The sequence below is a fragment of the Erwinia amylovora genome (assembly GCF_017161565.1).
GTDB classification, from domain to species: Bacteria; Pseudomonadota; Gammaproteobacteria; order Enterobacterales; family Enterobacteriaceae; genus Erwinia; species Erwinia amylovora.
Genome location: NZ_CP066796.1, coordinates 2,454,597 through 2,469,652, shown reverse-complemented (window position 1 = coordinate 2,469,652; position 15,056 = coordinate 2,454,597). Strand labels below are relative to the sequence as shown.

The 15,056-nt window shown below is 52.1% G+C and carries 10 protein-coding genes; 6 read left to right on the top strand and 4 right to left on the bottom strand.

The window, feature by feature from the left end:
- Positions 1-24: 24 nt before the first annotated feature.
- Together JGC47_RS11340 and JGC47_RS11335 are read right to left on the bottom strand one after the other, a co-directional pair.
- Complete coding sequence (locus JGC47_RS11340) at positions 25-1,050, bottom strand: ABC transporter substrate-binding protein (RefSeq protein WP_004158640.1); 1,026 nt, start codon at positions 1,048-1,050, stop codon at positions 25-27.
- A 76-nt stretch (positions 1,051-1,126) separates the two neighbouring features.
- Entirely contained in the window at positions 1,127-2,389 is a 1,263-nt protein-coding gene (locus JGC47_RS11335) for a 4-aminobutyrate--2-oxoglutarate transaminase (RefSeq protein WP_004158639.1), read from the bottom strand.
- 183 nt (positions 2,390-2,572) lie between these two features.
- On the opposite strand from JGC47_RS11335, the gene pdxR reads away from it, so the two are divergent.
- On the top strand, positions 2,573-4,054 hold the full coding sequence (pdxR, locus tag JGC47_RS11330; RefSeq protein WP_004158638.1) for a MocR-like pyridoxine biosynthesis transcription factor PdxR: 1,482 nt from the start codon (positions 2,573-2,575) through the stop codon (positions 4,052-4,054).
- Between the two features lie 274 nt (positions 4,055-4,328).
- Positions 4,329-5,414, top strand: coding sequence for an ABC transporter ATP-binding protein (locus JGC47_RS11325; RefSeq protein ID WP_004158636.1), 1,086 nt, complete (start codon positions 4,329-4,331; stop codon positions 5,412-5,414).
- 83 nt (positions 5,415-5,497) lie between these two features.
- Here JGC47_RS11325 and pta read toward each other — a convergent pair whose 3' ends face one another.
- Entirely contained in the window at positions 5,498-7,642 is a 2,145-nt protein-coding gene (gene pta, locus JGC47_RS11320) for a phosphate acetyltransferase (protein WP_013034886.1), read from the bottom strand.
- A gap of 206 nt (positions 7,643-7,848) precedes the next feature.
- Positions 7,849-9,051 (bottom strand): acetate kinase, encoded by a 1,203-nt coding sequence (ackA, locus tag JGC47_RS11315; RefSeq protein WP_004158633.1) that lies wholly within the window; start codon positions 9,049-9,051, stop codon positions 7,849-7,851.
- Between the two features lie 323 nt (positions 9,052-9,374).
- Between ackA and yfbV the strand changes: the two genes are divergently transcribed.
- From yfbV to JGC47_RS11295, 4 genes are all read left to right on the top strand, one after another.
- A complete protein-coding gene (yfbV, locus tag JGC47_RS11310) occupies positions 9,375-9,827 on the top strand; it encodes a terminus macrodomain insulation protein YfbV (RefSeq protein WP_004158631.1) in 453 nt (150 codons plus the stop codon).
- A 79-nt stretch (positions 9,828-9,906) separates the two neighbouring features.
- Complete coding sequence (locus JGC47_RS11305) at positions 9,907-10,566, top strand: sugar phosphatase (protein ID WP_004158630.1); 660 nt, start codon at positions 9,907-9,909, stop codon at positions 10,564-10,566.
- A gap of 491 nt (positions 10,567-11,057) precedes the next feature.
- A complete protein-coding gene (locus JGC47_RS11300) occupies positions 11,058-11,753 on the top strand; it encodes a hypothetical protein (RefSeq protein WP_013036123.1) in 696 nt (231 codons plus the stop codon).
- 601 nt (positions 11,754-12,354) lie between these two features.
- Entirely contained in the window at positions 12,355-14,901 is a 2,547-nt protein-coding gene (locus tag JGC47_RS11295; RefSeq protein ID WP_004162625.1) for an ADP-ribosyltransferase, read from the top strand.
- Positions 14,902-15,056 lie beyond the last annotated feature (155 nt).

Sequence of the window (15,056 nt, the reverse complement as noted above, 5' to 3'; positions counted from 1 at the left end):
CCGGCCATGACGATCCTGACGCGATTACCTGGCAGCCCAGACGTTAAAACGCTGCTCCAGATCTTCGCCGTGTTCCAGCCAGAAGCTGCTGTTGACCTGCAATGAGACGGCGAGGTTTTCCGGCGCGGTGGGCAGCTTGCTCAGACGCTGCGGAGCCAGCAGTTTGCTGGTATTGATATTGGTCGGGCCGTAGGGGATATTTTCGGCATAGACTTTCTGGTTTTCTGGCCGGCTGGCGAAGGCAATAAACTGTTCGGCCAGCGCTTTATGTGAAGAGCCTTTAACCACTGCCCAGTGATCAAGGTCATATAACGCACCGTTCCAGACGATATTGAAGTTGTGGCCCTCATCCTGTGCCGCGCCAATGCGCCCGTTATAGGCCGAACTCATCACCACATCGCCAGATACCAGCCACTGCAGCGGCTGTGCACCTGACTCCCACCACTGGATATGGGGCTTCAGCTGATCGAGTTTTTTAAACGCGCGTTCGATCCCGGCAGGGGTAGCCAGCAGGCTGTAAACCTCCTCGCGCCTGACGCCGTCCGCCAGCAGCGCAATTTCCAGCGTGTATTTCGCGCTCTTACGTAACGCGCGCTTGCCGGGGAACGTTTTGATATCCCAGAAATCGGCCCAGCTTTTCGGGCCTGTTTGCAGTTTGCTGGCGTCATAGGTCAATGCGGTCGACCAGACGAAGATCCCGGCACCGCACTCGCTGACCGCCGCAGGAAGAAAATCGGCCTTATTCCCCAACTTGCTCCAGTCCAGCGGTTCCAGCAGCCCCTCTTCGCAGCCGCGTTGCAGCTCGGGGGTTTCCATTTCCACCAGATCCCAGCCGACCTGGCCGGTCTCCACCATGGCGCGCAAACGCGCCATTTCACCATTGTATTCGCCCGCTTCAATGCTGCCTTTACCTGCTGCCGTAAACGGTTTGTAAAACGCTTTTTCCTGGGCGGCTTTATTGGTGCCGCCAAAGGAGACCACCGTCAGACTCTGCGCCTGTGTCTGCCAGGCAAGCGTGGTGATAACCAGCGCTGTCAGGGTCTTAATCATACTAACCTCCTGATTATTAGATACTTGTCAATGCGGTTTTCGTGCCATCCCCCCGCTGGCTGGCAAGATTATGCCGTCAGCCGTGCAGCAGCGAAGCCAGCAGGTTAAGGGCCGCTTTAAACTGCGCATCGGGGATGGTCAGGGGATAGAGGAAGCGAATAACATTGCCGTGTACGCCGCAGGTCAGCAGAATTAAACCCTGCTCCAGCGCACGCTGCTGGATGCTGCGTGCCATAGCGGCAGAGGGCTTGCCGCTGACCGGGTCGTTAAACTCAGCTGCTACCATTGAACCGCGTGCGCGTACTTCTGCCAGCGCAGGGCAACCGCTGGTATTCAGGGCTTCAGCCAGTTCCGCGCCGAGGCGCTGGGCGCGTGCGCACAGCTGCTCCTCTTCAATCACCTCCAGTACCGCCAGCGCGGCGGCGATCGCCAGCGGGTTACCGGCATAGGTTCCCCCCAGTCCGCCCGGCTCCGGTGCATCCATTAATTCAGCGCGGCCGCTTACCGCGGAAATTGGCAGGCCGCCGCCGAGGCTTTTCGCCATCGTCATCAGGTCGGGTTGGGCATCCGGGTAGTATTCGCTGGCAAACAGCTTTCCGCTGCGCGCAAAGCCGGTCTGGATCTCATCGGCAATCATCACGATGCCGTGCTGGTCGCACAGCTTGCGTAGCCCGCTGACAAATGCGTCAGGGGCAATATTAAAGCCGCCTTCGCCCTGAATCGGCTCATAGATAATGGCGGCAACCTGCTGCGGACTGATATCGCATTTGAACAGGGTTTGCAGGCTTTCCAGCGCATCTTCCACGCTGAAGCCATGCAGCGCATTCGGGTAACGGGCGTGAAACACCGATGCGGGAAACGGACCAAAACCGGTTTTGTATGGCGTAACCTTGCCGGTCAGCCCCAGTGTCATCAGCGTGCGGCCGTGAAAGGCGCCGCTAAAGGCGATCACGCCCGGGCGACCGGTGGCAGCGCGGGCGATTTTCACCGCATTTTCTACCGCTTCAGCGCCGCTGGAGAAAAAGGTGGTTTTACACGGCCCGGCGATGGGAACCCGCTGGTTGAGCTGTTCGGCCAGCCGGATGTAATTCTCGTAGGGGATCACCTGATAAGCGGTGTGGGTGAAACACGCCAGCTGGGCGCTGACTGCGGCCATCACTTTCGGATGGCGGTGTCCGGTGTTGAGCACGGCAATGCCGGCGGTGAAGTCGGTGTACTCGCGTCCCTGTTCGTCCCACAGCGTGGCGTTTTCCGCTTTGGCTACGTAGAAATCGCACATCACGCCCACCCCTCGCGGGGTGGCATTCAGACGACGTTGATCTGTTTCACGATTGTTCATGGTTTATCCCTTATCGAAATTCGACGCGCGCTACCCCGATAACATCAGGCTGCATGTTGATGCGTCTGACGTCGCCCGGATGATTTGAGCTATTCACGCCTGCTACCCCGGCTCTCCTTGCTTTTTAGCCGCTTCGGGGTTTTATAATCCAGAGCCAGTTTTTAAATTTTCAAGGAACCAATTTTGCTAACCTTACTCGGTGACCTGCTAGCGCACCGCCTGGCCCAGAACCTCAACGGTACGCTGGGCAAGCGTTTGTATGATGTTTTGCAGGGTGCCATCCAGGATGGCTCCATCGCCACCGGCCGTCGTCTGCCTGCCTCACGCGATCTGGCAAAAGACCTGTCGGTATCGCGCAATACCGTGCTGACCGCCTACGAGCAGTTGCAGTCGGAGGGCTATTTACAAACCCGTGCCGGCAGTGGCACCTTCGTCTGTGATCCACTACCGGAAAGCGCACCTGAAGTGGATAAGCGGCCGCCGGCCGACGGCCAGACGTTTAACTTTGTGCGCTTCTCCAGCCGGGGTGCGCGCCTGCTGGCACGGAGCGGGGCAGGGCGGTATCAGTGGGGCGCATTTATGCCCGGCGTGCCGGACGTCAGCCATATGCCGCACGATATCTGGCGCAAAATCCGTCTGCGTATCAGCCGCCGGATGCCGGTGGAGGCACTGAGCTACTCCGGCCACGGCGGATGCCTGCAGCTGCAACAGGCGCTGGCGGACTATCTGCGTGTCATCCGCTCCGTTAACTGTACCCCGGAACAGATCCTGATCACTGCCGGAACCCATCAGTCGCTGGATCTGCTGGCGAAAATGCTCTGCGATCCCGGTGACCGGGCGTGGATTGAGGAACCGGGTTACTGGGGCATCCGTAACGTGCTGGCGGTTAACGGCATTGAGCTGCTGCCGACCGGGGTGGATGAACAGGGCATGATGCTGCCCGCTTTAAGCGGTGAGGCGCGGCCGCCGCGTTTGATTTGCGTAACGCCTTCGCATCAGTATCCGCTGGGTTCAGTGATGAGCCTGCAACGCCGACACCAGCTGCTGGCGCTGGCAAAAAGTACCGGCAGCTGGGTGGTGGAAGATGACTACGACGGCGAGTTTCGTTTTGCTGAAACCCCGATCCCGGCGTTACAGGGGCTGGCTGCCGATGCCCCGGTCATCTATCTCGGCACCTTCAGCAAATCCCTTTATCCCGGCCTGCGTTTGAGCTATATGGTGGTGCCCAGGCCGCTGGCGGCGCGTATGAAAATGGCCCATTCGGAGCTGTACCGGGGCGGTAACGGTCTGGAGCAGCTGACCCTGGCCGAGTTTATAGGTGAAGGGCATTACGCGGCGCACGTCAGGCGCATGCGCCAGCTGTACAGCCGCCGCCGCGCCGCGCTGGTGCAGGTTATCCGGGAAAATCTGGGAGAAAGCTTTATTGCCCGGCAGAGTAACGCCGGGCTGCATCTGATCCTGGCGCTGCCGGACAACATCGACGACGTGGCGCTCAGCGCCGAGCTGGAACAGAATGGCGTACTGACGCGCCCGCTGTCGGCCTACTACCTGTTGGGCGCCGCGAAGCGCGGACTGCTGTTAGGCTATGCGTGCGTTGACGAGCAGCAGATGGCGGAGAAGTTTGCGCCGATCCTCACCTGTCTGGCGAGCCGCCTGCAGCGTTAAGCGCTGCGCACCGTACTGGTGCGGATCGTTCGAATTGCCTGATTGTGCATGGGTTTTTAAGGCACATTTTGGTGCGGGCTGCAAAAATCGATAAAAAACAATAAGCTGGGATGCGCTGCCGTCAGGTTTTTTTTTCCTGGATTTAGCAAATTCTGCTTGTCGAAACGAATTTTTTTGTGGTAGAGCTAAAAAAAGCCCCCGACAGATGCGCCCGGTTTCAGTGATGCACAATGCGCGCCCGGGATGATTTTTCCCCGTTTGACGAGAGAATGCGATGAAATCACTGGTGAGTTTTAAAAATATCAAAAAGAGCTACGACGGCGAAAAGCTGGTGGTTCGCAATCTGAACCTGGACGTGCAGGAGGGGGAGTTTCTTACCCTGCTTGGCCCGTCCGGGTCGGGAAAAACCACCAGCCTGATGATGCTGGCCGGTTTTGAAACTCCCACCGATGGCGAAATTTTTCTGCGCGATAAGCCGCTGCATATTCTGCCACCGCATCAGCGCGATATTGGCATGGTTTTCCAGAATTACGCGCTGTTTCCCCATATGACGGTGGCGGAAAACCTTGCGTTTCCCCTGTCCGTCCGCAAGATCAGCAAGTCCGATATCAGGCAGCGCGTGGCGCGCATTCTTGACATGATCAAGCTGACCTCACTGGCCGATCGCTACCCGGCGCAGATGTCCGGTGGCCAACAGCAGCGCGTGGCGCTGGCGCGAGCGCTGGTATTTGAACCTAAGCTGGTGCTGATGGATGAACCCCTGGGAGCGCTGGATAAGCAGCTGCGCGAACATATGCAGCTGGAGATCAAACAGCTGCATGATTTGCTTGGACTGACCATTGTTTATGTAACCCACGATCAAAGTGAAGCGATGACCATGTCAGACCGGGTGGCGGTATTCCATGACGGCGAGATCCAGCAGATGGACAGTCCGGGCAAGCTTTACGAGCAGCCAGTGAACGCCTTTGTTGCGCAGTTTATCGGCGAAAATAACAGCCTGCTGGCGACTCAGGTGACTGCAAATGGCGATTACTACCGCGTGCAGCTTGACGACGGTAGCGAACTGGATGCGCTCAGGGTGCGGCCAAGTTCGCCGGGTAAAAAAATTCAGCTCAGCATCCGCCCGGAACGGATTAACGTCAATGCGCCACAGCCGGGCGATCGACAGATAAAAGCGCGCGTTCAGCAGTTTATTTACCTGGGCGATCATGTGCGCATGCTGACCGAGGTAGCGGGGCAGGGCAACTTTATGGTGAAGCTGTCACCGGCGAAAATGGACAGCCGCTGGCAGGCGGGCAGTGAGGTGATGCTGTCATGGCAGCCGCAGCATTTGCGGGCGCTGGATGTGGTGCGGCAATAGACAAAAAAAGCGGGCCTGCATGCAGGCCCGTTCTTATTACTCCGGTGCGGGTTGGGCAATCGCTGTGCGTTGCCCGTTATCGCTTAACCTTCAGCCTGTTTCGACTGAATTGCCGTCAGCGCGATGGTATAAACGATATCGTCTACCAGCGCGCCGCGCGACAGGTCGTTGACCGGCTTACGCATGCCCTGCAGCATTGGCCCGATGGAGATCAGGTCAGCCGAGCGTTGTACCGCTTTATAGGTGGTGTTACCGGTGTTCAAATCCGGGAAGATAAATACGGTAGCACGGCCCGCCACCGGTGAATTTGGCGCTTTGGATTGCGCCACGTCGGCCATAATTGCGGCGTCGTACTGCAACGGACCATCGATCACCAGATCGGGACGTTTTTCCTGGGCGATACGCGTGGCTTCACGCACTTTTTCCACGTCGCTGCCGGCACCTGAGTTACCGGTGGAGTAGGAGATCATCGCAACTCGCGGTTCAATGCCAAACGCCAGCGCTGAATCTGCGGACTGGATCGCAATCTCGGCCAGCTGCTCCGGGTTTGGATCCGGGTTGATGGCACAGTCACCGTACACCAGCACCTGTTCAGGCAGCAGCATAAAGAACACCGAAGAGACCAGCGAGCTGTTTGGCGCGGTTTTGATCAGCTGCAACGGTGGGCGGATAGTATTCGCCGTAGTGTGTACCGCGCCGGAAACCAGTCCATCCACTTCACCGCGCTCCAGCATCATGGTGCCAAGCATCACGTTATCTTCCAGCTGCTCTTGCGCTACCACTTCGGTCATGCCTTTGTTTTTACGTAGCTCAACCAGACGGGCCACGTAATTTTCGCGCGCGCTCGCCGGGTCGACAATCTCAATGCCGGCGCCCAGCTTTACGCCCTGGGACGCCGCGACGCGTTGAATTTCTTCCGGGTTGCCAAGGAGGACACAGGTGGCGATGCCGCGCTCGGCGCAGATGGCCGCCGCTTTCACGGTACGTGGTTCATCCCCTTCCGGTAACACAATACGCTTGCCTGCTGCACGCGCCAGTTCGGTCAGCTGATAGCGGAATGCCGGTGGCGACAGACGACGGCTGCGCTCAGAGGCGGCGGTCAGGGACTCGATCCACTCGGCATCAATGTGACTGGCCACATACTCCTGCACGCGTTCAATACGCTGGATATCATCGCCCGGAACTTCCAGGTTGAAGCTTTGCAGGCTCAGTGACGTCTGCCAGGTATTGGTATCAACCCTGAATACCGGCAAACCCGTCTGGAAGGCGCGTTCGCACAGTTTCTGGATCGGTGCATCTATGGCGTAACCGCCGGTCAGCAGGATGGCACCAATTTCTACTCCGTTCATCGCGGCCAGGCAGGCAGCGACCAGCACGTCCGGGCGGTCTGCGGAGGTCACCAGCAGTGAGCCAGGACGGAAATGTTCCAGCATATTGGGCAGGCTACGCGCGCAGAACGTCACGGATTTCACCCGACGGGTAGCGATTTCCCCCTCGTTAATCACGCTGGCGTTCAGGTGGCGGCACATATCGATAGCGCGTGTGGCGATCAGCTCAAAGCTCCAGGGAATGCAGCCCAGCACCGGCAGCGGGCTGTTGGCGAACAGCTGTTTTGCGTCGATATGAGCCACGCTGGCTTTGCTGGAGTCGTCGAAGATCTCTGACAAATCCGGGCGGGTACGGCCCTGATCGTCGACCGGGGCATTGAGTTTGTTGATGATTACGCCAGTAATGCTTTTGTTTTTGCTGCCGCCAAAACTGGCCTGGGTCAGTTCAATGCGCTCTTTCAGCTGGTCCGCAGAGTCATTGCCCAGCGCCGTGACAAAGACGATTTCAGCATTCAGCGTTTTGGCAATTTCATAGTTCAGCGCAGAGGCAAACTGGTGCTTACGCGTCGGTACCAGGCCCTCTACCAATACCACTTCAGCCTCTTTGGTATTTTCATGGTAGCTGGCGATGATCTCTTCCATCAGCACGTCCTGCTGGTTGGAACCCAGCAGGGACTCAACGCGGCTCATTGCCAGCGGCGCAGCGGCGGGGATGCTGGAGTGTTGGCGAATGATGGTGGTGGTTTGGTCCGGACTGTCGCCGCCAGAACGTGGCTGGGCGATGGGCTTGAAGACGCTAAGCCGCACGCCTTTGTGTTCCATGGCACGAATAACGCCGAGGCTGACGCTGGTCAGGCCGACGCTGGTGCCGGTGGGGATCAACATAATTGTTCGGGACAAGGTAATTCCTCCTGTAACCTGGCCATATACGCCGCGCTGTATTTCCCCGATCCTGTAACCCGGGGGCGCCCCTGAGACTGACAGCAGCGTAACAGGTCAATGATGGTTGAAGCCGTCATCACTTTTTCCACCGCAGTGATATTGGCCAGATAAACCGTGGTATCTGAGACAGCTCCGCCAGCCGGAGCTGACGGAGCCAAAAGGGGTTATGCGGTCAGGCGGCTGGCGTCCTGAGCGATAACCAACTCTTCATTGGTTGGCAGCACCAGCGCAGGGCGGCTACCTTCTTTATTGATGAAGCCGGACTTGCCGAAACGGGCGTCGAGGTTGCGCTGGTGGTCGACTTCAATGCCCAGCAGAGCCAGTTTGTTCAGCGTCAGCTCACGTACCAGAGAGGAGTTTTCCCCAATGCCACCGGTGAAAATCACCGCATCCAGACGACCATCCATCAGGGCGCTGTAGGAACCGATATATTTAGCCAGACGGTGGCAGTAAACGTCCATTGCACGTTTGGCGTCGGCTTTGTTTGGGTAGTTATCTTCAACATAGCGGCAGTCGCTGGTGACTTCGGTCAGACCCAACAGGCCCGACTCTTTGGTCAGCAAGGTATTGATTGCGTCTACGCTCATGCCCAGCGCGTCGTGCAGGAAGAAAATGATGGCCGGGTCGATGTCACCGCTGCGGGTGCCCATGACCAGGCCTTCAAGCGGAGTCAGCCCCATTGAGGTGTCTACGCATTCGCCGTTACGGATGGCCGAAACGGAACCGCCGTTGCCGAGGTGGCAGGTAATGATGTTCAGTTCAGATACGGGTTTGTTAAGAACTTTAGCCGCTTCCTGAGTCACGTAGTAATGGCTGGTGCCATGAGCGCCATAGCGACGCACGCCGTGCTCTTTATACAGTTTGTAGGGCAGGGCGTAGAGATAAGATTCTTCCGGCATGGTCTGATGGAAAGCGGTGTCGAAAACAGCAACATTCTTATCTGACAGGTGAGGGAAGTTTTTCAACGCTTCATCAATACCGATCAGGTGCGCCGGGTTGTGCAGCGGAGCAAAAGAAGAAGCGTCTTTAATGCCCTGGATGACCGATTGATCAATAATTACTGACTTGGTCAGTTTTTCGCCGCCGTGAACAATACGATGACCGATTGCAGCAATTTGTGCCGACAGTTCTGGTTTTTGTGCCAGAATGGATTTAACCATGAAATTAAGCGCTTCGCTGTGTGCAGCGCCAGCACCCAGCGCCGCTTCTTGTTTAGCGCCATCAAGTTTCCATTTGATACGGGCTTCCGGCAGGTGGAAGCATTCAGCTAAACCTGACAGGTATTCATCGCCATTCGCTGGATCGATAATGGCAAATTTCAGGGAAGAACTACCGCAGTTCAGAACCAGTACTAACTTACTCGACATGGAAGGTCCTATGTGTTTAATGTGGCGAAATAAAAGTCAATCCGACCTTCAGCGTTATGCATGAAAGCTGGTACATTAATGTTGGACATCTGGCTTTAAAAAGTGTTGTCCGAAAGCAAAAATTTTGGAGTTATGATGGTCTACATGTTGTCGCTTTGCGCGTTTTTGCCGTGGTCCGGGCAGCTTCGCTCCCGCTCCAGGGCAATAAATGCGCACAGGATAACCAGAGTCACTGACAAAAACAAAATATTTTGATTTCTTTAAGGTAGAGTTGGTGTGTTGTGTGTTTTTTTTAAAATTTATCTCTGAATTTGAGGTTTGCCATGGCTAATGAATCCGGCTCCGTCGGTTGGTTCAAATTGTTCCAGCTTGGGCAGCACTATATGAAGACATGGCCTGTCGAAAAGCGTCTTGCGCCGATGTTTCCTGAAAACAGAGTAGCGCGCGTAACGCGTTTTGCTATCCATTTTATGCCGCCGCTGGCCATTTTTTGCCTGAGCTGGCAAATTGCTCTGGGGGGACAGCTCGGCCCTGCTGTTGCCACTGCCCTGTTCGCCTGTAGCCTGCCAATGCAGGGGCTGTGGTGGCTGGGTAAACGCTCGGTGACGCCGTTACCGCCGACCTTACTGGACTGGTTCCATGATGTGCGTCAAAAGTTGCAGGCGGCAGGACAGGCGCTTGCCCCGGTTGAAGGTAAACCTACCTATCAGTCACTGGCAGATGTACTCAGGCGGGCATTTAAGCAGCTGGATAAAACCTTCCTTGACGATCTTTAAAACGTGATGCGGGTTTCACCCGTTGGTCCCCCTTGTGCGCACCCGATGCGCCATTATCAAAACCAAGAAGGAAAATGCAGTGAAGTGTAAAGGTTTTCTGTTTGATCTGGATGGCACCTTGGTTGATTCCCTTGCGGTGGTTGAGCGTGCCTGGAAAAATTGGGGTGAACGCCACGGAATAGCCGCTGACGAGCTGCTGAACTTTATCCACGGCAAGCAGGCTATAACTTCACTGCGACACTTTATGGCGGGGGCCAGTGCGCAGGAGATCCAGCAGGAGTTTATCGAGCTGGAGAAAATGGAAGCAGGAGATACCGAGGGCCTTGTTGCCATGCCGGGTGCGCTACAGTTACTGGCAACGCTGGATGAATTAGCGATCCCGTGGGCAATCGTGACCTCCGGTTCTGTGCCGGTCGCCAGTTCACGCCATGCAGCGGCGCGTCTACCCGCTCCGCTGGCATTTGTTACCGCAGAGCGCGTGGAGCGCGGAAAACCAGAGCCGGATGCCTATCTGCTTGGTGCCCGGCTGATTGACCTTGAACCTGAAGAGTGCGTAGTCGTTGAAGATGCTGCTGCTGGCATTCTTTCGGGGCTGGCCGCAGGCTGCCATGTGATTGCCGTCAATCCGCCTGAAGAGGCTCAACGGCTGGAAGATGTCGATATGGTGCTTAGCTCGCTGGAAGAACTGATTATTCATAAAAATGCCGATGGCAGCGTCAATATTTACCGCCGACATTAATCCTGCTTACATTCCGAGCCAGCGCTAAGGTTCTCTTCAGCGCTGGCAATGCACCCCTTAACTTCATGATATCCTCTTATGGATAACCATCCCGAGTTCTTGCCGCAGATCATTTGACGAACAGGTAAAACCTGGCCTGTCGCCAGATTATGCGGGTGACAGGCATGAAGAAAAAGAGGCCATTTCATAAAACGACTTTATACCGTTGTTCAGTCGTATATATATTGTTGTTTTGGGTTGTGTATACTTTAATAGTTATCGGCGGATGTATGAAACCAATCAGATAAGCCGGGTGTCGAATGTACCACTCATTTATCGGTAATGTCGTCTTTTAATTACAAGATATTATGCCTGAAAATAAATATTTCTCTGTGATACCTTATATTATGGGTTGAAATTCAATGAAATAACAATAAGCATGATAAATTATTTCTGCGATAAAATCCGTAGCGAAAAAAACATATTTAACTTAATTGAAGAGGATTTTTATTATGCCATCAAATCTATCGCTTTCTGACTTATCACCCCGCGCTCAGTCTGTGCTTACTTTCCCTGAAACAAGAGCAAAACCGGGTAATTGCCCCAACTGCGGCCAGAGTCTTCTTGAAGACATTTCCTCTGTCACAAATTCCTCAGGCAGGCTGGGTGATCCAGATTTTGGCATTCCAAAAGCAATAAAAAATGCCGCCAGCAGCCTGGATAAATCGACTTCAAATAGTTCTGCAAGTGAAAGCGAAAGCGAGCGTTATTACTGCGCAGTCAGGACTGAATGCAGCGGTGAAAATAGCATTGCCAATGCAGAGTTTAATGATCAAGGCACCGAGCCTGATGGGGTGAGCTCTTTACAAGTGGTGCGTGATCATATCATATCTCAACTTAACTCGCTTATGGAGCAGATAAAAAAGGAACCGGGCATCATGAGTTTAATGGCTATATGCCTGATTATGTGGATTTGTGAGACGATTTATGAATATGGCAAACAGAGTGGTCATTGCTCAATGGATCTGTATCAAGCACACGGATTTTCTTATCCGCCACACAGACTTCATGGCGTGCTCCGTGAGCATGTGAGCGTGCCTGAACTAGCAGCCCGCGTTCCTGAAAGCAGTATTAGTCAGATCTCCTCAAAACATCACTACTATACTGATAACCGACTTGAAAATGTAAATTATTCACCCAGAAACTAAATATCATCTGATTAGCGTAAATCCACGATAAATAGCGGATGTATTGCTAAAACCAGGCATGAATTTTCGAATTTTCAGATTATAGTTTAATTGGCTTTGTAGTAAGTCCGCTATTTTTTTTGTTCAAAAAGTTCATATTAACCCTCATTTTATGACTGCTGAATAACAGGGTTTAATGTGCATTTTTATGTTATCTGATAGCCTTAAATGGCAGAAAAAATATTCTCAATCACTCTCATCTCTAAACTGGCTGAATCCGCTTTAACCGTGAAGCTATATCCTTAGCTTACCGGATGATATCAGAAATAATATCAATACTGGCTACTCAAGCCAGTTAATTACCTCGGCTATTAACCCGGTATTAAGTTCAGTCATTGAAATGGCTAATCCTCCTCTGATTTTCGATAATTCGAAGACCTGTCATTAATCCGTTAATTATAATCAGGCTGCAGGACTGAGCGGTAATGCGCTGCTGGATATCATCTTGTTTTGCACAAAACGCTTTCTGTTACCTTAAAATAGGTTTTTCTGTTGAATTAATCCCCATACACTGAAAAAGTGTTAGCCGAATTTCTCATTTTTGTGTGGAGGGATCTTTTAAATGCAATGTCAACTGTCTGAATTATCGACCCCGTGCACTTTTTCGTCGATAAATGTAGTTTCAGATTGTCCTGAAGACAAGGACACACCTCAATCCAGCCGCGAAGGACTTTCGGCGAATATTATTTCTGTATCAAGAGCGGCTAACGAGATACTCGCATCTGGCCACCAGCGCTGGTATCAATCACGCCAACAAGGACTCAGACGTCCAGCCTGGAGGATATTAGGGATTAATTCAGATAAATCTGATGATAACGATACGCAATTGCACAAAGTTTGCGTTGAAGGAGGCGAGCTGCAACGGCTGGCTGAAGACTGTTCCCGGGCCTGTATGGAAGCGCGGGTGCAACAAACCCCGGTTTTCAAACTTTGCGGTAAATCAGGCTGGCTTGCTGGCGCCGCGCTGGCAACGTTTAGTATCGGTGTATTTGGTTGTAGCCGCTATGCTTTTGGCGCAGGAGGAGCGAGTCGCCCGGCAACAAATATGAGCGAAAATCTGCTTTTGTCCCCGACAAGCGTCGGCACTGCATCAACGCAGCCGGAGCCTCTGCCTATAGCCGCCGGTATATGGGCAGCCGAAATGGCCAGCCCCAGCGAAATAACTCAAGCTAATGATGTGCAGATAGCAAAGCTCGATTTCTCATGTCTGGATGAAAGACAAACGCTGACGCTGGCAGATATTTTCCGACAAATAGGCAACACGTTGTTAAACCCGGTTGAAGAATTAGCAAAAGAAGTTCAGGTGATTGACTATTACAATAGCCTGGGACGTTGCCCTGACGGTGATGAAATAAAATTCCTGTCGTCAGTGACAAGCAAAGTGGATCAGGTCGTTAGTGCGCTCATTTCGATGATTCCCGGGGTGATGCCGGCAGTAATTATACAACGGGTGGGTGGTTCTTTATTCCGCATTTTTGCAGATGATTTGGAAGGGAAACCTATAGATTTTTACAATGTGCTGGCGATTAATGAACAAGTGATGATGATGGCAAAAATGATCGCTGACTTTTCACCTAAGGATGAGAACGGACAGCTGATTAATAATGCATTTTCGCTGCCGGAGAATACCGGTCTTGAAGCTGGTCATGTTACAGTCTGGATTGGAAATGCGAAGTACAGGATAACCAATAAGCATGGGGCATTTCTCGCGCACGGTAAATCAGGTGAGTTCCCCGTTAACTATTCTTATAAAGATAAATCCTGGTATTTAGTAGAAAATGAGAAGAAGTTACTATCTTTGGCCATATCCCCTGCCGTGAAAGCACATCAACTCGCTTTCGCTTACAGTAATCGGATTGACTTTGAAATAGCAGATACTTTAAAGGATGTGCTGCCACTTAACGCCAGGCTTTTTCGCGTCTCACGCCCAAATGGTCAAGGAATTTACCGTTACTTCAGGAAAAAAAAAGAGGTAGTTCTTGCTGTAAAACTTAATGGAAAATTCTATCGTGTCTGTAGCGGGACAACAAAACAGAGGATGTCTTTTTATGACAAACCCGCATCAGAGATCATAATGTTTGACAAAACCTGGTATCTTGCTCCTGACGATAAAAGCGTTGAGGTTAAATCTGTTTCCTGTACAGTGAAAAGATCTCCACCTTCATTGTGTATGAGTTACTCGGAAGATTTGGATAAAATCCTTGCAGATAATCATGATTATGGCGTAAATCCACTGGAAATTACCTGGTTGAGGAGTGATGCTAATAATCCGGCCATTTTGGTATCCGCGAAAAATAATAAGAAATATATCCAGCACAATGGTGTTCTCTTTAGAGTTAAATTAGTTTCAACTACGTCTTCTGGCAGTGCGGGGAGCAGGGAAGTGCGTATTTATGGTAAAAAAAGGTTGGGGTTTCTGAAAAGAAAAACTAAATTTAATATTGCCATTGGTTATTTCAGTGAATCAAAAGGAAATAGTTTCTTATACAGCAAAATAGAAAGCGTTATGGAGTCACTTTATTTGCCAAGGCCGACGGCAGAAGCCTACCAGGCAGTAAAGGATTTTGAACGCAAGAACGGTGAAATTACAGCAGATGAATATGAAAGTATTCGTGCATATGGCGGGGTGAGGTATCGTGAAATTAATGATTTTATTTATAATGGCAGATTAAATGACTATGCTGATGCTGAACTCAAAGCAACAGTGGTTGCTGATATAGAAAATATCAGGGGGCTGTTAAAAAAATTACCAAGTATTGATGGTGTGGTATATCGGGGAAGCCAGCTCAATACTCACGGGGTGGACGCTCTGAACGACCTCAAGGCGGAAGATATTATATCAAGCCGGAAATTTATTTCTGCCTCAATGGATCCGGTCATAGCAAATGCTTTTGCAGCTGGGCCTAATGCTGTCCGTTATACCATCTACGTGCGAAAGGCTGCTCATCCTATATTAACCTTTACAGGGAAATTAAGGGAGGCCGAAGTATTGATTGAGGATAATACCGTGTTCAGATGCGTTTATATTTACGGCAGGGATGTCGTTCTGGAAGAATTAGTTAATCCCTCTGGCTATGATTTAAGAAGATTGAAGCATCTCTATATCTGATTTACAGTCAAACCAAAGTTTATTCTGATTTCGCCTAATATTAATTTCAACGCCAAAATAGATAGATAGCATCGTTCTTATATAATCCTTTTGGCTAAAATAAATGTATTTTCAATATCGACTATAAGAATGACTTTTTTCATTATGTCATCGCT

Coding starts and splice junctions, on each gene's coding strand:
- JGC47_RS11340 (WP_004158640.1), bottom strand. CDS start 1,050: ATGATTAAGACCCTGACAGCGCTGGTTATCACCACGCTTGCCTGGCAG.
- JGC47_RS11335 (WP_004158639.1), bottom strand. CDS start 2,389: ATGAACAATCGTGAAACAGATCAACGTCGTCTGAATGCCACCCCGCGA.
- JGC47_RS11325 (WP_004158636.1), top strand. CDS start 4,329: ATGAAATCACTGGTGAGTTTTAAAAATATCAAAAAGAGCTACGACGGC.
- ackA (WP_004158633.1), bottom strand. CDS start 9,051: ATGTCGAGTAAGTTAGTACTGGTTCTGAACTGCGGTAGTTCTTCCCTG.
- yfbV (WP_004158631.1), top strand. CDS start 9,375: ATGGCTAATGAATCCGGCTCCGTCGGTTGGTTCAAATTGTTCCAGCTT.
- JGC47_RS11300 (WP_013036123.1), top strand. CDS start 11,058: ATGCCATCAAATCTATCGCTTTCTGACTTATCACCCCGCGCTCAGTCT.
- JGC47_RS11295 (WP_004162625.1), top strand. CDS start 12,355: ATGCAATGTCAACTGTCTGAATTATCGACCCCGTGCACTTTTTCGTCG.